Below are 23,393 nucleotides of genomic sequence, written 5' to 3'. Positions count from 1 at the left end.
GATTTCTTTCTACTAGACAAATGTCCAAAAGCGAAAATCAGCGGATTTTATTTCTAATTCGGCTCAAATGCCGTGGCGTAACACCAAGCATCGACGCCAAATGTTGCAGCGGAATATGTTGCAAAAGATGCGGTTCGGTTTTGAGGAGTTTCTCGTAGCGTTGTTCGGCAGTGAGTACAATCAAATCGTGACGGCTGGCATCGATGCCACAAATACTGGCTTCTAACAAACCAATGTAGAAATCTTTGAAAGCAGGAATTTCGGCTACCAACATTTTTAGGTTGGTCTTGGAAACTAGACTGATACTGCTGTCAGTCAATGCTTTTACGTTTTCGAGGGCGGGTTTTTCGCTGATGAAACTATACACCGACGCAAAAAAAGTGTTTTCGATGGACACATACGAAGTTACTTCTTCGCCCTCTTTTATGACGTAATATTGAAACATCCCACTTTCTACGAAACCGATGTATCGGCTTATTTTGCCTTCTTCCACCAGAAAATCGTTCTTGTTAAAATGCCGTAATTCAAAAGCGTTGAGAATTTTTTCAAGGTCTTCCCCCGAAAAACCAAGTGACTCGAAATAGGATTGTACTTTTCTCATGAGTTATGTTGGGTGGGGATAGGTGGATCATTGGCGGCCGTAATTTTCTTTTAGCTTTCTCATCAAAAGCCGCACGCCTTGTTGGGTGTCGGGGCTGAACGAGTTGGTAAAAATAAGGTAAGCTTTGTTTTTGAGCCTGTCGATGTGGGCAATGGTATAGTACGTACCGACGGTTCCTGAGTGGGTCGAAAGTTCGTTGCCGTTTTCGTAAATGTTGTACCAGCCGAGGGAGTAATTTTCAATACCCTTGTGAATAAACTGATAGGTGGCAGGAGTGAGGTAGTTTTTTTGTCCACTCAGCCCTTGCAAATTCAGTTGGATAAATTTGACGTAATCGGTGAGACGTATGTTGATGTCTCCTGCAGGTTCTGTATAGTCCAAACGGTAATCGAAGGTGGAGGGTATCGGCTGCAATTTGCCGTTTTCAAAACTATGCCCCCACGTATCTCTATGCTTCTGATTTTCGGGCCAAGACAATTGGACGCTTAGCTTGAGTTTTTTGTTCAATTCTTCGTCCACCAACTGCTCCCAACTCTTGGTAGTGACTTTCTCTAGCATCAAGGTCGCTAGGGTATAACCTGCATTGGAATAAATAAATGGGGTATTTTCGTCCATTTTTACGGGGTCGAGGGTGAGTGCAAATGCCCCAAACTGCTTCCTTTTTTGTGGATTTGTCCCCTTGAAAGGAGGGATTACTGGGTCATTCTCTCCCTGAAAAGGCCAAATTCCAGCTTTGTGCGAGAGCAAGTCCTGCAAAGTAATGGCGGCGTAGGCAGGTTTACTTTTCTTTTTCCATTCGGGAAATACCTCAAAAAACTTCGTTGTCCATTTTAGCTTGCCTTTTTCTACATACTTGGCAATGATAAAAGCCGTCATGGCTTTGGTGTTGGAGCCAATGTGAAAGCGGTCGTTGAGGGTGGCCGTGTCGTTGAGTGCGATAGAATGCCTTCCCAATGCGGCAATTTCTAAGGTAGAATTGGCATCGACGACGGCATAGTTAATTTCGGGTATGTGGTAAGCTTTACGGATTGAATCGGCAAAAGAAACCGTTTTTTGGGCCAAGCTGCAAGTGATACTTAGGACAAAGCAAGCGGCGGTTACCATTTTCATAAAGGTTGTGTTGGCTGTTTTCTGTTCAACATTGCAAGTTACCAATGAGCTATTAAAAATTATACCCAAAATGAAAGCCAGGTTCTCCCCAGACGAATTTTGACCATTTATCATCCAACTGTTTGAATCCATCAGGTAATGTTGTGTGATAAGCACGGTGGGTAATGGCAATGGATGGTTGAATAAAGAACCTGTCCTTGAAGAGTTTGATGTGATAACCAATGCGGTACGTGTTGAAAATCTGAAAGCCATTGTCAATTTTTTTACCGTCATTATTCACGAATTTTTGCAACGTTGGCATAACATTCAGCTCGGCGTATAAACCTTTCCACAAGAACCGTTGGTACGCCACTGAAACGCCATACTCACGGACGTACCCTGGGAATTTTTCTTCTGGTTTTCCGTATGAATTGTTTAAAAAGGGGTGAATCCCATTTGGCCAAGCATATTTCCATGTTTTGGGTTCTATTGTAACGACATCTTTTCCTGTAATACGATAGCCAATGTTGAGTTGCGCGAAATTGGGGGGATTGGTAGTGGCCAAATTACCCAATAAAAATACCGTACTGCCAACAAACCACCGTTTGTAGGTGCTGTCTTGTTGGGCATATTGTGCCTTTACCTGAGAACTAACTACGAGCATTAAAGCAAGCCCAATCCATAAAGTTTTCTTTTGCATGTCTGTTTTCATTAATGTTAAACGATGCTGCAAAAGTAGATGTAGGGATTGCCTAACCTCGTTCACTTAAGTTAAGAAACGCACCTGAGCTTTTATCTTTCTCCGTAATTCTGGCGCGTAGTCTGCTCAAAGACTGGGGTTTGATGCCCAAATAGCTGGCTAATTGGTGTTGTGGCACCCGCTGAAAAAGGTCGGGTCTTTTATGTAGTAAGTTCAGGTAGCGTTGTTCGGGGGAAGAAGTCTTGAACTCGTCAAAGTCTATACGTTGTTTCGCCAACAATTCCTCCGACAGCATCCGACACATGATTTCAAACTTGGGAAACTTGCTGTTGACTTCTATTTCCATATCCAAATTTGAAACGGTAAGAATACTGTCTTCAACACAACTGATGTAATACTCAGATGGGGTTTTGCTTACCACGCAAGGAGGCGTCAATGCTTCCATTTCGGTGTAGAAAGCAGTGGTTTTTTCTTCCCCGTCTAAAATATAATAAGTTCTAATACAGCCTTTTAGTACGAAGTAGCTCTCTTTCGATTTTTGTCCTTCTTTGAGTAAAATTGTCCCTTTCTTAACAGAGTGAAAGAGGTTTAATGAAAGTAGAACGTTTTTTTCATCTTCTGTCAGAGTAATATATTTTGAAATAAAGTCAAACAGGGTGTTTTTCATGGTTTTGCTGTTGCTGTCGTTTGTTATATTTAGTGCAAAGGCGTTGCATTGATCCATTCATTGACAATCTCTGTCAATTCTGATTTACCGTTTTCGATGTCTTCCAGGTTTTTGAAAGTTATAATGGCTCGGTCATTTTCTTTCCAAACCAACAACGTACTTTTATTCAAAATTAGTTTATCTTCAGGTTGCGTTTGTTTGCTTGCTCCTCTATGAAAAATCAATTGAACCTGTTTTGTTGGAGGTTGAATTTTCATCGTAATTCTATCCGCATTGCCAAAGCAGTAGTTGGGGGCATTCCATTTTATATTTTCTGTTAAATCTGGATTTGCAGATAAAATGTAATTTCTTAATTACTCTATTTCATTTCTAAACGGATGCTCTTGCTCGTCCAAGAACTTTGTCACTTCTGTATTTTTCATTTTGCAAAAGTTGTTATTTTCTACGGAATGCGCTGAGGGAGTTTGTTTTCTGATAGCGCGAGTGGGACGTTATTTTTTGGGTTCATCATCCATCGTCCCAACTATTCCCTTGGAGCCTGAAAAATAGAAAAGTTGCCCCAAACTTCCAAGAAATTATCGAATGAGCCCTTTCTCATCCCGCCCCAACCAGAAAGTTGGGGCGGACTGCCCAGCCCACCCCAAAGTGCCATTTGGGGCAAAATAGGCCCAGCGTCTCCGACGCGACTTCCAAAACTCAGCTACTCTTCCCCATGTTCTGTCTAATGACCAAGGAGTTGTTGTCGGGGTCGCAGAAGAAAAAGAAGAGGTCAACGTAGCCTTCGTCGGAGGTATTGGAAATGATGTACTTGTCATCGCCTTCGCCGCCGCCCATAGGCATCACCACCACCCCTTGTTGGAGCAAATCTTGCAATGTCGCCTTAATATCGTCCACGATAAAACTGGGCACCGTGCCGTTGGCGGGCATGGATGGGTAAGGCGCGTCAATGTCTTTGTACAACCCAATTGTGAAAGTCCCGCCCTGTGCGCAGGGGGCATTCATTTCGAGGTAGGAGTTGGTGCCGTACGTACCTCCGTCGCTGATGGTGTAGCGTTCATCTACGGTAAATCCCAATACATTTTCGTAAAATGCTTTTGAGTGGAGTACGTCGCTGACCGATACTTTGGTGACCAATTGTTGTAAATGAAAGTTCATAATTGTGTTGTAAGTTGTAGGAGTAAAATGAACGCTAAGGCGTAAAAAACTTTGCGCCTTAGCGTCTCTGTGTCAAAAAGTTAAACGGGCGTATTGGGTTGTACAAACTCATAAGACGGCCCGATGGTGTAGCCATCTTGACCTGGGAAAGGCATTTCGGCGAGTTTTTGGCAAGCAAGCCTCAAATCAAACATCAGCCCGATGGTATTATTCAGGTTGTTGGGATGGCCATTAAAGGTTTGGTGAAGTCCAAAAAGGAGGTTACTGTACGTTTGATTAAACGAGTCTAGCAGTCGCCGTTCTTCGGAGCCTTGCGGCAACATTTCCGCTTTTGTATTGGGATACAACGGCCATACATTCGTTGGGTCAAACGGGATAACGGGACCCGTAAACGAATAACCGTTTGGGGCGCTCGGGTCTCTGACGAGTTCCCTGCCTTTGTACAATTCCTCAAATTTATAATAGTGGGCGAGTTCATCGTCGGTGCCCAACGGCGACACTTCGCTTCCCTCCCCTTGTTCCACAATGACGTTGATGGCATTGATGGCGTCCGTTTTGGTCAGGATGGGGTAGAGGAGGTCGGAAGAGAAAAAGCTGGAAGTTACTTGTTTGGCAGGATTGCCTGGCAACTCGTCGGGGGCGAGCTCAGCTATTTTGGCCTGCAACGCCCGATAAAAATCCCCGATGGTTTTGTAGGTAGCCTCGGTCGCGGCCAGCGTCATACTTTTAAACTCAATGGGGTTTTCGGGTTCTTCGATTTCCATAAAAACGTCGTGTACGACGTCGAGGGAGTATTTTTCGATGCCCACAATGAGCGAACCGCCAATGCCCATCGGTAAATGCGTGGGGTAATTGGGAACAAAATCGGCACGAGAAATGACGGGGCACCCTCCTACGGCATTGAGGATGTTGGCCGCAATGGTCATGTGCAACATCTCTTCAATGACAATCGAGTGGATGACTTTTCGGATATCAGACTCGGTATTGGCTTTGAACGAAAACAATGCGGTTAGGTACGGAGGAATGGTTGAATGTTCCAACTCAATGGCATTTTGCAGCATCGGAAAAAGCTCCGCTAAGCTTTTTGCATTTTGAACCGCACTTACAAATTTTGGACTTATCTTGAGCATGATGGTTGGGTTTAGAATTCAAACAAATTGGTTAACGCTGGGAAATTGAGGAGAGCGCCATTTTTGAGTTTAGTGGCCTCTATCAATTGTTGTTTTTGTTCGGATAGTGGCACCGTATCGAGTACGGCATCAGCATCGGCGCTTTTCAACTTGGCTCCCGTAGTGGCGGGGTCATCGACGATGGGGTTGTCCAACCACTTTAAAATCGTGAGTCGTTTGGTCTCGGATAAGTCCCGCGTGGCGGGCATGTAAATGGGGTCGTGAATGTCGCGGGTAAAAGCAAATTTCAGAATGTCTTTTTTGGCAATCATGGCTTGCGGATCCGCAAAATTGATGAAGTACTTGCTCATGATGGGGTACAAGTTGGCAAACTGCGTCATCATCTCCGAAATGTCGCTCCAAGTGGGGGTTTCGGGGATGGGGAAATCGTCCCGTAAATGCACAGAAATGGACATCGGGGCGGCTCCAGGAATGGCGCTGTCGGGTTGCTGATTGGCCAAGGTATAGTCCAAGAGGTAGATTTGCCCGTCGATATACACCCGTGGCGAATGGATGCTGTTGCCCGTGATTTCGATTTGGGCCATGCCTTGGGCGTTGGTTTGGCAAGAAGGCGCAAAACTCAACCCGTCCTGCGGTTTGTTATTGCCGTAGGTGATAGAAATCGGGGGCGAATTTTTGTCTTTGGGCGTATCGGGCGTGGGCGGCTCCATCGTAATCGTGATTTCCGTTTGTGGCAACGGCTGCCCAAACTGGTAAGCGTAGAGGTTGACCGTCACTTTTTGGTTGGTATCGATGCGCTGCACAAAATTGTCGGCGCGGCACACGATGCCATCAATCGCTTCGCGGGCGATGAGTAAATATTGGGTAGAACTGCTGCTGGCTGCTACGAGAACCAACTGATTGTTTTTCAGGTCACTCACCACCTCTGCCGACAGCATATTGAAATCGACAATGCCGCAAGTGCTATTGAGCCAAGTAGCGCCTTGTTGGTACGGGACCTTGCCAATTATTTCAAGCTGACTACCGTCGATGAGCACGTTTTTAATCGCAGGTGGGTTGGTAAGTGGCTGTTTACTGACTGCCAAGTACAAATCATTGCTAAAATTGATGCTTCCGATCGAATCGGCGATGGGAAACGAACCGCCCAAGTCAATCGACAAGCGGGCGTTGGCAGCATCAAAAATGAAATTGGAACCGCCAAACACTTGGCCTCTTTGATAGACCCCGTACAATCTCCGCGCGGGGGCAAACAAATCAGGCTCATTTTCAAACCAGGGGCCGATACTGCCGAGGATTTTTCCGAGCGAAAAGCGCCCGTCGGCATGAGCGTAATAGTAGCCAAATCCGTTGAGATTGATGCTGATTTTGTTTTGTTGGGTTGTGGCCTTCAATGCCATTAAAATGGGCGATGTTTCGGCCAATTTTCCGTATTTAACATCTTCCAGCACCGACGTCCACGAAGCACCCATGGGTTGACCGTTGGGTTGTCCGCTGTTGGTTTGTCGGCGCTGCAAATCTCGAAAACCCGTGGGTTTGATTCTTCCTTCGAGCAACAACTCATTGTGGGCCGAGAGGATTCGGAAGGTCACGCCCCAAAGCTCCGAAACCATTTGTTGGTCGGGGTCTAAGTCCACCATTTTGCCAGAGTTACGCCCTTCGGCACCCGTCACCAGCTGTCCAATGATGCCGTCCAAGGCAGGGTCGGTAATGGTCGTTCCGTTTTCGTTGGTGGCTTGCTGAATCGTGCAGTTTTGGAAGCCAAAGGTAGCCCCGCCCTCGGGGTTCCACCAGCCGTTGGTCGCCCCTTGCCCAGGAAGCTGAAAACTCGACTCAAAGGTGGCATTGTTGTAGTGCTGCGTGTCGTTGTTGACGGTGGAAACATCCGAGGAAAAGTCTCCAGAGAATACAATTCTAGGAAAATGTAAATAAGACATGTTTTTTTTGGTTACTGGTTATGGGAATGACGAGTTACTAATTGGGAAGTACGGGCAGTCCATAGTTTATGATCCACAGTCTATGGTTCACAGTCCATGGACTATAAACTATGGACTATCGACCATGAACTATCGACCATGAACTAAGGCATGGGCGGGGCGTAACGCCAGAGGCTAGAATGTTTGTTTGGGTTCTTTTTCATAAAACGTTGTTAAAATTAAGGGAAATGCCCGTGAGGGCGGGGGAATGCGTGTAGGCGTATGTGAGCCTAAGTAGTACGAGTTTTTTCTAACGTTGTTGTGTTGAGTTTTTACAGTGCTAATATAGAAAAGCTTTTTGAATAAAAAAACATACAACTACAAAGAATTTGGCGCAGAGGTGGGAACACGGATGAAACGGATGTTCCAACACGGATTTGGACGGATTGGGTGTGGAAGGGGGGAGTTTTAGCAAAAATCTTTAAAAAATACAGGGGAAACGCATTTAAAAAAAGCCTCAGAGAGGCGAAATTTTAGTAGAAAAAGGGGGACAAAGCTGTAGTGGTTCCATAGATACGCTACAGCGACAGGCCTGAGAAAATTGTATAAAACTATGATTTTGCTTTTTTCTTTAAGAAAGCGATTTTTTATCCCGTTCATAAGCCTGTTCTCTAATCCGTTCTTTCTGTGGGTCATATTTAGCAATAACGTCTTCCCAAAATGGTGCTTCTGCTGACTTTTCGGCTGCTGCCTGAGCAGGTGTTTTGCCATTTAAAGAACTGTGAGAACGTTGATACCGGGACGCCGAAGCGTTTATAATAGAATTGCCATTCTTCCAGTCGGTCGTTGAGTTGTGGATCTTTTAAATCCGCTGTTTGATAAAACTCCTGTAGATCTGTTTGATGGCTCCGTTCTACTTTTCCATTCAAATGAGGAGAGCGAGGTTTAATTGGCCTGAACTTTATACTGTATTCCATTAATTTCTCCTGAAATAGGTAGGCAAAAAACTCTCTTCCTCGGTCTGTCTGAATACGTTGAATGGGATAAGGGAATTGTTCAAGAAGCCGTTCAAGGAAATCCAGGGTGTTAGCTGCTGTTTTACGTTTATAAGTATGAAGAACTCTAAATCGACCGGGCGTCAGTCGCTGCAATCGTCAATAGCCGTATATTGATAAAGCCCGTTTTTTATCTTGCATACATCAATTTGTACCCGATCTCCGGGCACAGGACGGCTATAACGGATAAATGATTGTCGTTTGCGATAGCGTTTGATAGGCGCACACTGATTTTTCTTTAATATTCGAGCAACTCTAGCAGGTCTTAATTTGATAATGCTGAAAAAGGTGAGAGCAAATTCGTATTTTCCCAAAGTTGAATTTATCTTTAACGTGAACTTTTCAAATTTAAGCAGCCATTTGGGGGCAATACTGCCCTAATTCCAGTGGTAGTGCTATACTAACTTTGGGTTTTCTTCGATAAAACGAGTAGGCACATATAGCAGCCAATGAATGCGTAAAAGCATTCGTTGAATGAGGTCTTTTTTTAGCCATCTTTTGGGCTTATAGAGGAATTTCTTTGGCTGATTTTTTCTTTGCATTACTGCGTGGTTTGGCAAAGAAATCGACCTCATTTTTGTACTCAATAAATGCCATTTTGGCTTCATGCATCAAATAGCCCTTGTCGCCAAATACCCACCCAGCAAGATCCTTGCGAAGGTAAAAAGAGTGGAAATATTAGTATCTGAGCAACTTCTTGTTGTGAAGCAAATTTGTACAACCTCTCCTAAATTATTGATAATGAGGTGCATTTTTATTCCATAAAACCAGCCCGTAGAGGTATTCCCCCAACCACCCAGCTTTCGGTTTTTACCTAGATAATGGGGCAGGAGGCAATGTCTATGATGCAGGATTGCCCAAAGGGTTGTATAAACTAAGCATCCGCTACTGGGATCAAAAAGGGCTTGGCCTTTATCCTGCAACGCGCAAACCCCAAGGAAATGTGCTTGCTTACCACGAATACTGGTTCAGAATCCAATCGAAAGATGGCGTAGGTGTGGGAGCAGCGCGGGAAATGGCAACTACTTTGTCATCCCGGAGGGATCTAAAATCCACTGATAACGTTTTTCCGCAAGTCATGCCTAACCCTGTCACGAATGTTCTTCGCCTTCAAGTGCAAGACAGCAAAGGGCAAGTTGTGCAAACTACGTTATTGGATGCTGCGGGCCGTCAATTGCTAAGTCGGACTTTTATTCCCGAAACCAACAGTCACCAAGAGGAGTTTGGGGTAAGTGAGCTACCGACGGGTATGTATTTTATGAAGGTGACAACGCCTGAGAAAAGGGCGGTGTTGAAAGTAGTGAAATTGTAGCGCTCTTAGATGATAAGCCCTCGACTAACTTGTTGAGGGCTTTATTATTGCCTTAAAGACTACTTCTCTGCCAACGTAACAATGCTTTTTTCTTTGATTATCAATGATTTTGAAGAAAAAGGCGTTGGGGTCAAATCTTCGTTTTCGGAAGTCGTAAATGCTTCCCAGCGGGTTCGTTTTTTGGAGATTACGTTAGGTTGTATAGCGACAGGAATATCACTCGCATTGACAATAACGGTTACCAATCGCCCATCCGTATTTTTATAAGACGATACGTACAACGCTTGGTTGGTTTGGCTTAACGTCACATCTACTCGAATGGCTCCTGGACGGATAAATCGGCTGTAATTACCCAGCGCCCATAGCATTTTGGAAGGCTGAAAGTTGCCGTCGTTCTTGTTTTTGTCGATGTAAATCAAGCCATCTTTGTAATTGTAGGGTGAAATGGCCAGCCACCAATGCCAGGCCGTCGCGTTGGCATGGGTCAGGTCGTTATGAATCAATTTTGCCACGTACAACGCAGGATTCATTCCAAGGTCTTTTCCTGAGCCATTAATTTCGCCGTCGTTGTCCCCCAAAATGCAATATTCTGACATCCAGTACCGTAGCTCCTGCTGCTTGTTCAGTTCGGTCAGTACTTGTTTACGAACGTTGACCGCCTTGTCATAGGGCGAAGAGGTAAAGTAACTATGCCCCGAAATAGCCCGCGTCAGTTGTGACAAATCGCCAAGATAATCGGGAGAGTTTTTGTCAAAAAATGCCTGAATTTGATTGCCTTTGCCTGCCCGACCGTGCTCAGAATACAAAAACTCCAGTTGACCTGCTTCCGCAACGTTGATTTGAGTCGATAACTTGTTGTTTACCAGGGCTTTGTTTAAGGCGCGACAAATACCCGCTATCTGCTGGTTATAAAAGGGTGTTCCTTCTTGGCCTCCATCGCTCCAATCCCACTGTGGTTCGTTGACAGGGCTGATGTAGTTGAAACTTACCCCCGTTTTTTCTTGAATACCTTTTAAGCTTTTGGCCATAAAATCTGCAAAATCGTCATATCGTTCGGGGTTAAGGTTAGGGGTTTTATTGGTGGCAAAACCTTTGCTATTGGTTGTAAATGAAACGGGAGGACTGTTGGGGAAAGCCAAAAAATAAGGCACGCCCCGCTGCTTGGCTGCTTCTAAAAACCAGCGTTGCCCCGCCTGTTTGTCCCAATCGTAGGTACCGTCGGGTCGTAAAAAAGACTCAGCCCGCCGCCATTCGTCTTTGATTCCGCTGTTGGCGCCTTGTTCGGTCGTTCCAGCCCCAAGGTTGAAGCGCCAAAGCGAAAGCCCAATGCCTTTTGGCTGTCCGTTGGGCGACATTTCGCGGCTAAACAACAAATCGGCGATGGCATTGCGTTTGGCATCGGGCCACTGTCCCACAAATTGACAAGACCACGCATCGGATGCCCCAAAATGCTCGATGGTTTGGTAGGTAACACTGGGATTTATGACGATTTGAACAGCTAAATCTGGGGATTTTTCTTTTTGGCCATAACTCGTTAGCCAGCAAAACAAAGCAAGTACGTACAGAATAGGTTTCATAGCCCTATAAGTAGGAAGGGGTACGTTTTTACCGCTAAGTAGAGTCCCCTCAATATTTCTGAATTTTTATAGAAAACGAAGCCCATTCAATCCAGTTGAGTATGCACCTGCTTCTGCTTCCTTTTTAAGGAAATCTGTTCACAACATGCTTCAACAAAATCTCACACCCTTTTTTAAAAAGAGTTCTTATTGGCTATTGTTTGCCATTTTCTTGAGTCAATGGAATGTTTTTGCCCAAAATTCATACACTACTGATGCCAAAACACTGGCCAAAGGGCAGCAACTTTTTCAGGCTAATTGCTCCACTTGTCATAATTTTCTTCAAAAAGGAATAGGGCCAAGTTTGGAACGAGCCACCACCGAATTACCCGCCGATTGGCTGAAAAAAGTCATCCACAATGCCCCCGAAGTGCTTGCCAGCGGAGATGCCCGCCTAACCAAACTTTTTGAAGAATATAAGCAAGTCATGCCCCCGTTTACTCAGCTCAAAGGAGCTGAAATTGAGGCTATTTTGGCGTTCATCCATAAAAACCAAAAAGAGTTAGCCCGCGATAAAGAAGCGGTTGGTGCCGTGTTGGATCCGTTACCCGAAAAGATTAAAAAGGAAGGTTGGCAAATGCAACTTCGCTACCTTTCGACTGCCCCTGTCACAGGCCCCAAAGCTCCCTTGGCGCGCATCAACAAAATGCTCGTTGTGAAGGGTGAAAAAGACCGCGTTTTTGTCTCTGATTTACAGGGTGTTTTGTATGAACTTATTAATAATCAGTGGAATATTGCCTTAGATATTCGTAAAGAACGGCCTCAGTTTATCTCGTCTCCTGGGTTAGCTACGGGCTTGGGAAGCTTTGCGTTTCACCCTGATTTTTATAAAAATGGCCTGTTATACACCACGCACACCGAAAAAGCTAACAGTGCTTTGGCCGATTTTCGTTATGCTGATTCCATCAAAGTTACTTTGCAATGGGTAGTTACGGAGTGGAAAATCGCCAATACGGGTACCATTCCTTTTTCGGTCAAAGGGCGTGAGTTGTTTCGTATTAACATGGTTTCGCCCATTCACGGAATGCAAGAGATTACTTTTAATCCGCTGGCCAAAGCAGGGGATAATGAATATGGTTTGATGTACATCGGGATTGGTGACGGCGGCGCTTCCGAAAACGGTTTTCCTCAAATTTGTAATAGTACCAACGGAGCGTGGAGTTCGGTGTTGCGCATTGACCCGCTAGGGACAAATAGCCGAAATGGTCGTTATGGTATTCCTGAAAGTAACCCATTTTTCAATGCCACTTCATCGACTACGGTCAAAGAAGTGTTTTGCCGAGGGTTTCGCAACCCCAACCGTATTACGTGGAGTCCTGATGGAAAAATGCTCATTACTGACATTGGACAAACCAACATCGAAGAGTTGAACCTTGGAAAAGCAGGGGCAGATTACGGCTGGCCCGACCGCGAAGGAACGTTTGTGATTAATCCGCGCGGACGAATGGACAAAGTATTTCCACTACCCGCCAACGAACCTCCCCAAAAATATACCTATCCCATCATGCAGTACGACCACGACGAAGGGAAAGCCATTGGGGGAGGGTTTGTGTATCAAGGCAAAGTCAATCCTGATTTACAAGGTAAATATGTGTTTACGGACATCAACAACGGGCGGGTTTTTGTGGCAGAAAATGCTCATTTCGTTCAAGGTAAAAACGCTCATATTCAAGAAGTTGAAATTTTAATTAACAGCCAGCCTACCGACTTTTTTCAACTGCTCTCTCCCGCCAAACCCGACCCACACATTGGGGTTGGTTTAGATAACGAAATGTATGTTTTTACCAAAGCCGACGGAAAACTTTATCAAGTAGTAGGTTTTTCGCGAAAGGCCAAATAAGAAGAAAGGGGTGTTGCTGCAAAAAACTGCTCACAACACCCCTTCTGTATTTTATCAGACGCTATTTTTTGGTCGCAAATGGAAACGTGACAGGATATAAAATAGCTCCGTCAAATTCTCGAATATAGGTCGAAAACTGCTTTTTACCTTCTTTTAATTCAATGATGCGAGCGCCATTTTTGGTACGCAAATAGGTATTTTCACTTCCTGAGAAACAACCGTACGTCAAGGCGATACCGTAATACTCTACTAAATAGTCGTTTACGTGGTCGTGCCCTACAAACGTACCCAACACGTCTCCCGATTGTACCATCGCGGCAAACATCCCTGAATTGATACTTGGCGGACACTCATTTTCGTAACGGACGCCACGGCGACGATTTTTGATGTTATCAAACGCCATTCGGTATTCAGGCAACGGAATATGAAAAAAGGCCAAGGCAGGCAGGGTGTCTTTTTGGGTTTCTTTGAACTTGGCACTGGTTTTTTGAAACCAATCAACTTGATTATGATTAAACCAGCCGTAGCCATCGACTTTCTTTATTTTTGAATAAGCGTGCGAATCCATCGCGTAAAGAATCGCCGCGTTGGCTCCCGATTTTCCCTTGACAGTAATCGCTGCATTCAAGTAACCATCTACCCCTGGAATCGACGGTATTTTGTTCAAAAGATAAGGTTTCGTGGCTACATAAGCAGCTACTTCGGCCCGCTTCATTTCGCTTTCGTCGTCGTGATTTCCCAGCGTAACGATGTATGGAATCTTGCGCGAAATCACAACTTCCAACACTTCGTCCCAGCCTTGTTTTGTAGGAGCACTGACGACCACATCGCCCGTAAAAACCACCAAATCAGGTTTTTGTTCGTCGAGTGTGGTGCGCATCATCGAAATGGATTTTTTGGATGGTTCTGCCCCTGCTTTGTAGTGTAAATCGGTAAACTGAACAATGCGGAAAGTGCTGTCGGAGCGGAATTTTAATTCTTGGGCCTGAACGGCAGAGAGGATAAATAAAAGAACGACAGAGAGAGAAATAAATCTGTTTTTCATATAAATGGTTAAGTTAGACAAAAAATTACGGTTGTGGATTTAATACGTTTTAATGGTGAAAGTGTCCTATTGAACACGTTTTTATTTGTGCCAAAAATAAAACAAGGGAAATTAAGGGAATGTTATCAATTAGCCGTACTATCTTTACTCTCATTAACGAAGTTGTTTCATCAAACCGTCATTCCTCTTGAATTTCACCGACGAGATTATAGACGCCCTGTCTATTGATTGCCTTATTTTTGGATTTAAGGATGCCCAGCTTTCTATTCTTTTGGTCAAACACGGAATCGGGCCTACTTTGGGTCAATGGGCTTTGCCAGGAAGTTGGATAAAATACAATGAAAGTATCGACGAAGCCGCAGGCCGAATTTTGTCGTCGCAGACTTCCGTGGAGAATATCTATTTAGAGCAGTTTAAAACCTTTGGTGAAGTTCGTCGATTTTCTCCTCGGAGGGTCATCACGATTGCCTATTATGCTTTGGTCAATATCGAAAAATTTGAGTTGCATCCAGGACCCACCGAAGCCGACGTATCTTGGTTTAACATCCAAGAAGTTCCGACCATGCCTTTTGACCACAACAAAATCTTTGAGGATTGCCTCGATTTTTTGAAACATAAAATCCAGCATGAACCCATCGGATTCAACCTGCTCCCTGCCAAATTCACGCTTTTACAATTGCTCGAACTCTACGAGGCGATTCTGGGACAAAAACTCGACAAATCGAATTTTAGAAAGAAGTTTTTGAAAATGAACCTATTGGTGGACACCCAAGAACGCCAACAAGACGTATCGCACCGCGCCGCCACCTTGTATCGGTTCGATGAAAATGTGTATAATAAACTCCTAGAAAAAGGATTTACGTTTGAAGTGTAGCCCTCGGTTTGACTATCGTCTGACCAAGGGCTACAGTATAGTTTTCGGTCAGACGATAGTCAGACCGAAAGCCTTGCGGGTATATCGTCTGACTATCGTCTGACTATCGTCTGACTTAGTACACGGTCAGACGATAGTCAGACCGAAAACCAAACTCTTGAGCACCAACGTGCCTGACTGTTGAGTCATCGTCAGACGATAGTCAGACGATGTAGGGCTTAATCGGTTGAATTTTTCCCTCGGCATCGTAAAAAATCTCCGTCATTTTGATGCTTCGGAGGTGCGTAACGCCTTCTGATAAGCTCGAATCATGGTAAAAAAGATACCATTTACCAGCTACTTCACAAATCGAGTGGTGCGTTGTCCATCCCACCACGGGTTGAAGAATTTGGCCTTGGTACGTAAAAGGCCCGTAAGGCGAATCACCCGTGGCGTAGCAAATGTAGTGCGAATCGCCCGTCGAATACGAAAAATAATACTTGCCATTGTAGCGATGGAGCCAAGGCGCTTCAAAAAAACGACGCTCATTGTCCCCAGCCAACAACAAATTTCCTGCTTCATCCAGAATTTCTACGTCCAGCGGGCTTTCGGCTAACTCCAACAAATCATCGGTTAGCTTGGCAATTTTTGGACAAAGTGCCGTTTCGTGAGCCAATGGTTCTTGATTTTCAGCGTCATAGACGTTGTCGCGGTACTTTTGTAATTGTCCACCCCAAATGCCACCAAAGTACAAATAATAACTTCCGTCAGTGTCTTCAAATACCGCAGGGTCAATGCTGTAACTACCTTTTATTGGTGATTTTTCGGCGACAAACGGCCCTGTTGGTGATGTTGAAACGGCCACCCCAATTTGAAAAATTCCTTCGTGATTTTTGGCAGGGAAATAAAGGTAATATTTACCGTCTTTGTGCGCGGCATCGGGCGCCCACAACTGCCGTTCGGCCCACGGAACATCGTTTACGTGCAGCGCCACTCCGTGGTCAACGACTTCACTATTCACTGATTCCATCGAAAAAACGTGGTAGTCTTCCATACCAAAATGGTCGCCGTTGTCATTAAACGGAATGCCTGCGTCAATGTCGTGGGAAGGATAAATGTAAATTTTCCCGTCAAAAACGTGTGCCGATGGGTCGGCCGTAAACAAATGCGAAACCAACGGTTGCGAAATGGCTCGTTCGTTAAGTTTTTCAAAATCAATGTGCTCGATGCTATCTTCTGGCATTTTATTATTTTTTATTAATTGCTGTAATTAACCTTTGTCACTTCGACGAAATCTTTGTCACTTCGACGAAGGAGAAGTCTATTTTCGGAGAAGCCTAAACCTCATCGCTGACGTTTTTCCTTCAAATCAGCCTCAATTTGTACTTCCATCGTTTTGTTGATTTCGTACCAAAACAACAAAGCGACGCTTACGAGAAAAATCAATCCAGGGTAAATACTCACGGCCATTTTAATGCCATTGACAGCACCTGCCGTTTGTTCGGTTTGTTCGGCTACATATCCATAATTTGATAAAATTCCTGCGCCAAGCGATCCTCCAATACTGAGTCCCGCTTTCAGACCAAAAATCATGGCAGAAAAAATAATAGCAGTAGCGCGTCGGTTGTTTTTCCACTCCGAATAGTCAGCCACGTCGGCAATCATGGCCCAAAGCAACGGAATCGTCACGCCATAGGTAAAGCCGTGGAGAATTTGAGTAAAAAAAACGAGGCCAATACTGTCTTTGGAATAAAAATTAAACATCAATAAACACAGCGCCGACAGCGCCAAGAAAATTCCAAAGATGTTTCTTTTTCCAAAACGGTCGGCCAGTGGTTTAGAGAACATGATTCCGACAATCATAAAAATAATTCCTCCCGCATTAAAAACGCTGTTGGCTGAAGTGGGGGCGTCTTCGGGCCACTCAAACTTCCCTAAGCCTAAACCCGTAATGGTGGCGTTTAAGCCCCGAATAAAATCGTTAAAACCAATGGAATCGAGGTAAGCTGCTTGGGCGGCGTGGTCGAGGTAGTAGTTAAAATAATAAATGTACATACCGCCTTTGAGGGCTAAGGTGACAAAAATGAGAATGGTCACCAACAGCATAATAACCCAAGGCTTGTTCTTAATAAGGTCAGTTAAATCTTGCTTAATGGAATTTTTCTCTTCAAAGGGCGGTACTATACGCTCTTTGGTGGTTAAAAAAGTTATCCAAAAACAAATCACGCCTACAATGGCAAAAAAGAGCATCACTTTTTCAAACCCAACGGCTTTGTTTCCGTGCCCCAACGATAACGCCAAAGGAAGAAGCAGCGATTGAATGATAAATTGGGCAACCATCACGGCCACAAAACGATAGGACGAAAGGCTATTTCGCTCTTTCATATCACCCGTAATGACGCCACTCAGCGCCGAATAGGGCAGGTTATTGGCCGAATACACAATCACGAGCAATAGATAGGTGGTGAGGGCGTAGATCACTTTGCCCGTGTCGCCAAAATTGGGCGTAGAGAAAGCCAACAAAGAAATGATTCCAAAAGGTAAGGAAGTCCAGATAATCCACGGACGAAATTTCCCCCAGCGCGTGTTGGTGCGGTCGGCAATGAGACCCATCAAGACATTAAAGAAGGCACCCAACAAACCTCCTACAAAAATGATGATACTGGCTGTACCCGCAGGGATTTTGTAAACATCGGTGTAGAAATACGCCAAAAAGGTCATTAAAGTCTGAAAAATGAGGTTGGCAGCCAAATCTCCGAGACTGTAACCGATTTTTTCAATGACCGAAAGTTGCTGATTACTGGAATTCATTGGTAGTGTCCGTTAAAGGTTAATTGGAAGCATAAGCGGACTTATGGTATTTTTTACTATATTGTATTGGTAATTTTTTTAGCCTCAAAAAAATAAATTACATCTTATTGTAAATATTACCATAAGATTACAAAACTTTATTACTTTTGTTAGACTATTCACAAAAAATCTTTGTTTGATTATATTAGCTCGATTTCACTATGGCTTCTTCAGTTCAAGACCATGTTCTATGGAAATCATATCGAGAAGGCGATAAGCAGGCGCTTGGCATGATTGTCGAGCGTTATTATCGTACGTTGCGGCGCTATGGTCTAAAGTTTATGATTGATGAAGCGGCGGTCGAGGATTGTATTCAGGATTTATTTTTGCAACTGTGGCAAAATCGGCTTCAAATCAATGACACCTGTTCGGTCAAACATTATCTGCTGAAATCGTTGCGGAGCCATATTATTCAGTTTTTACGGATTGAAAAACATTTTACCCACCAAGAACCCGATTGGGATACGGCTTTGCCGAAAGAAATAGATGTTGAAACGCTTCTTATTCAGGAAGAAGTGGCTCTGTTTCAAATCAATGAACTCAAACGACAACTAGATACGCTTCCTGCCCGCGAACGCGAAGCGCTATACTTAAAGTATTACGAAAACCTGTCGGTGGCAGAAATTGCCGAAACAATGAATGTCAACCGTCAGTCGGTTTCTAATTTTCTACAAAAAGCACTGACCAAATTGCGTAGCCGTTGGTTGGTTGCTCCCCTTTATTGGCTCATTTGCCTTTTCTTCTAAAAAAAATTAAACTTAATTAGGGTATCTCGTTTAGGTATCTTCATACTATCATTAAAAATAGTAGAAAAGTACCAAATGAAATCATTTCCCAATCTACATTCTGTTACCGAACTGCTCGACAATGAGGTCTTCCAACGATGGATGAAGGAGAGACGTCGGGAAGACCGTTGGTTTTGGGAAGAATGGCTTCAAGTGTATCCCGAAAAAAGAGATTTGTACGAACAGGCCGTTGCGGCTTTCTTACTGATTGAAGGTAAAGAGGATAATCTCACGGACGACGAAGTAGCCCTAAAAACAGACCAAATTTTGGCCTCAATTCCCGATGAACCTTTCAGTAATATCAAACCGCTATTGGGTTGGACATGGGTACGCTGGGTAGCGGCAGCGATTGTTATTGGCCTTGCCACTTGGTACCAATTCTTGCCTAAGCCGCAAGAGGTTACCTTAACGTCCAGAAGTGAAGAAAAGGCATTGGAGGAAGGAAAGTGGACGTTGGTAAATAATACGAGTCAGCAGCCAATGGTGGTTTTATTGCCCGATAATTCTTCAGTCGTATTGTCGCAGGGAAGTAGTGTGCGTTTTCGGAAAGTAATAAGTAAAACCAAACGAGAAGTGTTTTTGCAAGGCGAAGGCTTTTTTGAAGTAGCCAAAGATGCCCAAAAACCATTTTTTGTTTATACCAATAGTCTCACTACCAAAGTGTTAGGGACGAGTTTTCAAGTTCGTTCTTTTGAAAGCGAAACCGTGGCGTTGGTAAAAGTAAAATCGGGTAAAGTGGCGGTTACGTCGGTGGCAGCACCCAATAAACCGACTTTTTTGACCGAACACCAGCAACTGAGTATTGGCACCAAAACCAACGAAGTAATTCAAAAAACGAGCGACAATTTAGCCGAAAACCCCGCTGCCATCGTCAATCAACAGTTTACTTATGAGTTTGCGCCTGTTTCGGAAATTTTTAGCCAATTGCAAGAAGCATATTACCTCCCGATTCAGTACGACCACGAAAAACTACGATCATGTACGTTTACGGGGCAACTTAATGATGTACCATTTCTTGAAAAAATCCGATTAATCTGTCTTACCATTGAAGCAACCTATGAAGTCGTTGATGATAAAGTGATTATTCACAGCCAAGGCTGTAATTAGTTGTTGTTCATTCTTTCTTTAACCTATCTATTAAAAAGTATGAGTTAGATTTTATCGCTTCCCTTTTTCCCAAAAAAAGAAAAGCGATAGTGCTCCCAACACTATCGCTAGTACTACTCTGCAATGTGTTTACCAGACACATTTAGCCATTACGGCGAGCAATTGTTTTTGTCATTTCTACCAAAAAACAACAAAACGAACAAATGTATGGATTCCCATTTATTTAAACACAACGTTTGGATTAAGATTATGAAAATTTCAGGTCTGCAATTCTTGCTTGTGCTCTTATTTGTCAAAATAAGCTTAGCGCACGATAGCAAAGCGCAAGAGTTTTTGAACCGCCGCATTAGTTTTTCAGCCCAGAATCAAGACGCTGAAGTGATTATCAAACGCATTGAGAAACTCGCAAAAGTGCAATTTTTGTTTAGTCGAGAAGTTGTACAATCGAAGCGTAAAATTACGTATCAAGCCAATAATGAAGAACTTTTTGGCGTGTTAGAGCACATTTTGACCCCGCTCAACCTTACTTACGAAGTAGTAGGACAACAAATTTTAATCAAACGGCTGCCTGCACCATCCACACCCGCCCAAGAAAAATCTGCGGAAGCAGCGAGTGTCTCCGACATCAAGCTGATTGACATTGCAGGTCGTGTCACAGGAGATGATGGGCAAGGATTGCCAGGCGTAAGTATTCAGGTAAAAGGGACGGTGAAAGGAACCAGTACCGATGCCAACGGCGACTATAAACTGTCACTTTCTGATGCCAACGGCGTGGTGTTGGTTTTTTCGTACGTCGGCTATGTTAGCAAAGAGGTAGCAGTAGGTGCGCAAAAAATCATCAATATTCGCTTAGAGGCCGACAACAAGACCCTCAACGAAGTGGTGGTGGTAGGTTACGGAACGCAGCGTAAAAGAGACATTACTGGCTCGGTGGTGTCCGTAAACGAAGCAACCTTGAAAGAAGTACCTGCTCCCAACCTTTTGAACCAACTCAAAGGCCGTGCCGCAGGGGTTTCTATTGTGAGCAACGGTTCTACACCTGGTAGTCAAGCGTCCATTCGTATTCGTGGAAACCGCTCGATTACGACAGGTAATGGCGATGGCCTTGACGGCCCGCTGGTGGTGGTTGACGGAATCCCGTTTGGGGGGCTCAATGACATCAACCCTGACGATATTGCCAACCTAGAAATCTTAAAAGATGCTTCGGCCACTGCCATTTTTGGTTCGAGAGGGGCGGGAGGAGTTATTTTGATTACTACCAAAAGAGGAAAAACGGGTAAGCCTGTACTGACTTACGACGGCTACCATGGCGTGACAAGCATCATGGGAAAATATAACGTGATGAACGGAGAGCAGTACGCCAGGTTCAAAGAGCAATCGGCGGCACTGAACACCCAAGGAGCAGGGACAACGGCCTATCCGCTGACGGAAGAAGAAAAGGCAAACCTTGCCGCTGGTGTTTCAACTGACTGGCAGGACTTGTTGTACAAGCCAGGCTTTAACACCAGTCATCAACTTGGGCTACAAGGTGGGGTAGAAAATACGCAATACGGCTTGGGAATTGGGTATTTTAACGAAACGGGTATTATGCCTAACCAAGATTTTCAGCGGATGAATATCCGCGCTACCATTGACCAGAAAATCGGTAAACGCGTAAAAATTGGCCTAAATACTATCAATACCCTCACTTACCGAAACGATCCTGCGGGGGGGGGCGTACCTACAGAATTGGTACGACTGTCTCCGTTGATTAGACCTTATAATGAGGATGGAACGGTCAATTTGAATCCGAAAAAAGGAACAATTGAAGCCCAAGCGGTAAGCCCGTTGACATTGATTTCGCGCGGGAACGACATTCTTTCCAACGAGCGCTCTATCCGTACTTTTAATAGTCTTTATGCCGAAGTAAACATCTTGGATGGCTTGAAATACCGTTTTAATGCGGGGTTGAACTTTAGCCAAGTGCATTTCAATGGCTATGGCCCGCCAAATACGTTTGTGAATACGGGTGTTGACCAAAGCGTATCCAACGCCGATGTTAGAAATACAGAATACTGGGATGTAAACATGCAGCACTTGTTATACTATGACAAGACGTTTGCCCAAAAACACAAAATTGGGTTGACGGCTCTTTATGAAATTACTAAAAACCATAACATCGGTAGTAGTTTTAACGTGAGAGGGGTTCCTGCTGATTATATTAAAACCGCTAATTTTGCACTGGCTTCTGGACAACCAACGGGTAGTGGTAGTTTTGCCCAAACGGGATTGCTATCGTACATGGCGCGGGTAAACTATACCTTCAATGACCGATATACCTTGACCGCTACTTTCCGCCGCGATGGCTCATCTACTTTGTCGCCTGGCAATCAGTATTTCAATTACCCCGCTGTCGGTTTGAGTTGGAATATCATCGACGAGCCATTTATGAAGGACTTGGCTGTTTTCTCTAATTTGAAACTACGAGGTGGATGGGGAATTTCGGGCAACCGAAATGTAGGTGCTTACGCTACCTTAGGAGCGCTTTCAACGGGTTATTACAACTTTGGAACAACAACGGCAGGTCAGGCACTTGCATACACCGTGACGAGCCTTCCTGCAAGCGACTTGGGCTGGCAGTCAACGTCTCAGTCGGACATTGGTTTAGAAATTGGCTTGTTTAATAACCGCATCACTGGTTCGTTTGATGTGTATTATCAAAAAACCAAAGACATCCTGCTTTCGGTGAATTTGCCTCAAAGTAACGGGGCTGGTTCGACCCTGAAAAACTTGGGAAGAACCGAAGGAAAAGGGTTTGAATCATCGTTGACGTTTGATATTTTCAGAAATAAAAGTGGTTTTAACTGGAGTGCTGACCTTACTTACTTCTTGAACCGTGAAAAAATTACGCAGCTCACTACCCCTACTGAGTTGGACAACAAAGGGAATTTCTGGTTTGTAGGACATCCGCTCACGGTTATTTATGATAACAACAAAATCGGTATTTGGCAACAAGCAGATTTAGATAACGGAACGCTCAAAAAACAAACTTCTCCAGTCCAACTTCCTGGCGAAATCCGCGTAGAAGACGTTGATAATAATGGAATTATTGATGCCAATGACCGTAAGATTATCGGGAATTTCCAACCAAAATGGGAGGGAGGTCTGACCAATAGATTCAATTACAAAGGCTTTGATTTGTCGATTGTCACTTTTGCGCGGATGGGCATGAAAGTCGTTGTACCGTACTTGTCAGGTACGTCGGGCGGTGGTTCGGGTTTTGGGTTCTTAAACCAGGGTCGCTCAAATCAGTTGGTAATGGATTATTGGACACCAGAAAACCCAACCAATGCTTTCCCGCGTCCAGATGCAGGCGGCGGTGTGCGCAACTTTACTTCAACAACCTCGTATCAGGATGGTTCCTTTATTAAAATGAGAAGTATCAACTTGGGTTATACCGTTAATGGTAAATTACTATCTAAGTTGGGGGTTTCTTCAGCGCGTATTTACCTAAACGCTACCAATCCGTTTATAATTTATTCTCCGTTGGTAAAAGCTAAGTTAGCAGTTGACCCCGAAGGAAACGGTTACGGTAATACTATTCAAGGAGGGAATTTTAACCGTTTTGTGACGGTCAACCTCAACAACCCTCCAGTGCGTCAATATACCTTAGGTTTGAATCTTAAATTTTAATTC

The 23,393-nt window shown here is 44.2% G+C and carries 20 protein-coding genes; 6 read left to right on the top strand and 14 right to left on the bottom strand.

Annotated elements, in window-relative coordinates; translation table 11 throughout:
- Positions 1–37 precede the first annotated feature (37 nt).
- The 10 genes from AC23P2_RS23350 to AC23P2_RS23305 all read right to left on the bottom strand — a co-directional run bounded on the left by AC23P2_RS23350 (position 38) and on the right by AC23P2_RS23305 (position 9,233).
- Positions 38–601, bottom strand: a complete 564-nt coding sequence (locus tag AC23P2_RS23350) for a Crp/Fnr family transcriptional regulator (RefSeq protein WP_487775439.1) — start codon at positions 599–601, stop codon at positions 38–40.
- A 27-nt stretch (positions 602–628) separates the two neighbouring features.
- Positions 629–1,711 (bottom strand): serine hydrolase domain-containing protein, encoded by a 1,083-nt coding sequence (locus AC23P2_RS23345; RefSeq protein WP_487775438.1) that lies wholly within the window; start codon positions 1,709–1,711, stop codon positions 629–631.
- Positions 1,712–1,763: 52 nt separating this feature from the next.
- Complete coding sequence (locus tag AC23P2_RS23340; RefSeq protein WP_487775437.1) at positions 1,764–2,390, bottom strand: hypothetical protein; 627 nt, start codon at positions 2,388–2,390, stop codon at positions 1,764–1,766.
- A 52-nt stretch (positions 2,391–2,442) separates the two neighbouring features.
- Positions 2,443–3,057: a Crp/Fnr family transcriptional regulator gene (locus tag AC23P2_RS23335; protein WP_487775436.1), complete on the bottom strand. Its 615-nt coding sequence runs from the start codon at positions 3,055–3,057 to the stop codon at positions 2,443–2,445.
- Between the two features lie 29 nt (positions 3,058–3,086).
- Complete coding sequence (locus tag AC23P2_RS23330) at positions 3,087–3,398, bottom strand: DUF1801 domain-containing protein (protein ID WP_487775468.1); 312 nt, start codon at positions 3,396–3,398, stop codon at positions 3,087–3,089.
- Positions 3,399–3,753: 355 nt separating this feature from the next.
- Entirely contained in the window at positions 3,754–4,212 is a 459-nt protein-coding gene (locus tag AC23P2_RS23325) for a VOC family protein (protein WP_487775435.1), read from the bottom strand.
- An 80-nt stretch (positions 4,213–4,292) separates the two neighbouring features.
- Positions 4,293–5,342: a ferritin-like domain-containing protein gene (locus AC23P2_RS23320; RefSeq protein ID WP_487775434.1), complete on the bottom strand. Its 1,050-nt coding sequence runs from the start codon at positions 5,340–5,342 to the stop codon at positions 4,293–4,295.
- Between the two features lie 11 nt (positions 5,343–5,353).
- On the bottom strand, positions 5,354–7,276 hold the full coding sequence (locus tag AC23P2_RS23315; RefSeq protein ID WP_487775433.1) for a hypothetical protein: 1,923 nt from the start codon (positions 7,274–7,276) through the stop codon (positions 5,354–5,356).
- A 677-nt stretch (positions 7,277–7,953) separates the two neighbouring features.
- The gene (locus AC23P2_RS23310) at positions 7,954–8,406 is read right to left on the bottom strand and encodes a DDE-type integrase/transposase/recombinase (RefSeq protein WP_487775432.1); all 453 of its coding nucleotides are present in this window, start codon (positions 8,404–8,406) and stop codon (positions 7,954–7,956) included.
- 515 nt (positions 8,407–8,921) lie between these two features.
- The gene (locus tag AC23P2_RS23305; protein WP_487775431.1) at positions 8,922–9,233 is read right to left on the bottom strand and encodes a transposase; all 312 of its coding nucleotides are present in this window, start codon (positions 9,231–9,233) and stop codon (positions 8,922–8,924) included.
- Here AC23P2_RS23305 and AC23P2_RS23300 point away from each other — a divergent pair.
- Positions 9,176–9,622, top strand: coding sequence for a T9SS type A sorting domain-containing protein (locus tag AC23P2_RS23300; RefSeq protein WP_487775430.1), 447 nt, complete (start codon positions 9,176–9,178; stop codon positions 9,620–9,622). The genes AC23P2_RS23305 and AC23P2_RS23300 overlap by 58 nt on opposite strands.
- A 59-nt stretch (positions 9,623–9,681) precedes the next feature.
- On the opposite strand, the gene AC23P2_RS23295 is transcribed toward AC23P2_RS23300, so the two are convergent.
- A complete protein-coding gene (locus tag AC23P2_RS23295; RefSeq protein WP_487775429.1) occupies positions 9,682–11,199 on the bottom strand; it encodes a glycoside hydrolase in 1,518 nt (505 codons plus the stop codon).
- Between the two features lie 145 nt (positions 11,200–11,344).
- Between AC23P2_RS23295 and AC23P2_RS23290 the strand changes: the two genes are divergently transcribed.
- Positions 11,345–13,078: a PQQ-dependent sugar dehydrogenase gene (locus AC23P2_RS23290; RefSeq protein ID WP_487775428.1), complete on the top strand. Its 1,734-nt coding sequence runs from the start codon at positions 11,345–11,347 to the stop codon at positions 13,076–13,078.
- 61 nt (positions 13,079–13,139) lie between these two features.
- Here the strand turns inward: AC23P2_RS23290 and AC23P2_RS23285 are convergent, their stop codons facing one another.
- Complete coding sequence (locus AC23P2_RS23285; protein WP_487775427.1) at positions 13,140–14,123, bottom strand: metallophosphoesterase family protein; 984 nt, start codon at positions 14,121–14,123, stop codon at positions 13,140–13,142.
- A 187-nt stretch (positions 14,124–14,310) separates the two neighbouring features.
- Here AC23P2_RS23285 and AC23P2_RS23280 point away from each other — a divergent pair, with 187 nt between their 5' ends.
- Positions 14,311–14,997, top strand: a complete 687-nt coding sequence (locus tag AC23P2_RS23280) for an NUDIX hydrolase (protein WP_472489384.1) — start codon at positions 14,311–14,313, stop codon at positions 14,995–14,997.
- Positions 14,998–15,199: 202 nt separating this feature from the next.
- Here the strand turns inward: AC23P2_RS23280 and AC23P2_RS23275 are convergent, their stop codons facing one another.
- Positions 15,200–16,219 (bottom strand): glycoside hydrolase family 43 protein, encoded by a 1,020-nt coding sequence (locus AC23P2_RS23275; RefSeq protein ID WP_487775426.1) that lies wholly within the window; start codon positions 16,217–16,219, stop codon positions 15,200–15,202.
- Positions 16,220–16,320: 101 nt separating this feature from the next.
- Entirely contained in the window at positions 16,321–17,787 is a 1,467-nt protein-coding gene (locus tag AC23P2_RS23270) for an MFS transporter (RefSeq protein ID WP_487775425.1), read from the bottom strand.
- 200 nt (positions 17,788–17,987) lie between these two features.
- Between AC23P2_RS23270 and AC23P2_RS23265 the strand changes: the two genes are divergently transcribed.
- The 3 genes from AC23P2_RS23265 (at position 17,988) to AC23P2_RS23255 (ending at position 23,390) form a co-directional block, all read left to right on the top strand.
- Positions 17,988–18,572, top strand: a complete 585-nt coding sequence (locus AC23P2_RS23265; protein WP_487775424.1) for an RNA polymerase sigma factor — start codon at positions 17,988–17,990, stop codon at positions 18,570–18,572.
- A gap of 75 nt (positions 18,573–18,647) precedes the next feature.
- On the top strand, positions 18,648–19,718 hold the full coding sequence (locus tag AC23P2_RS23260; protein ID WP_487775423.1) for a FecR family protein: 1,071 nt from the start codon (positions 18,648–18,650) through the stop codon (positions 19,716–19,718).
- Positions 19,719–19,967: 249 nt separating this feature from the next.
- A complete protein-coding gene (locus tag AC23P2_RS23255; RefSeq protein ID WP_487775422.1) occupies positions 19,968–23,390 on the top strand; it encodes a TonB-dependent receptor in 3,423 nt (1,140 codons plus the stop codon).
- Positions 23,391–23,393: the final 3 nt, after the last annotated feature.

The sequence above is a fragment of the Runella sp. R0.1_18 genome (assembly GCF_057652155.1).
This window is presented reverse-complemented; position numbering and strand designations above follow the sequence as displayed.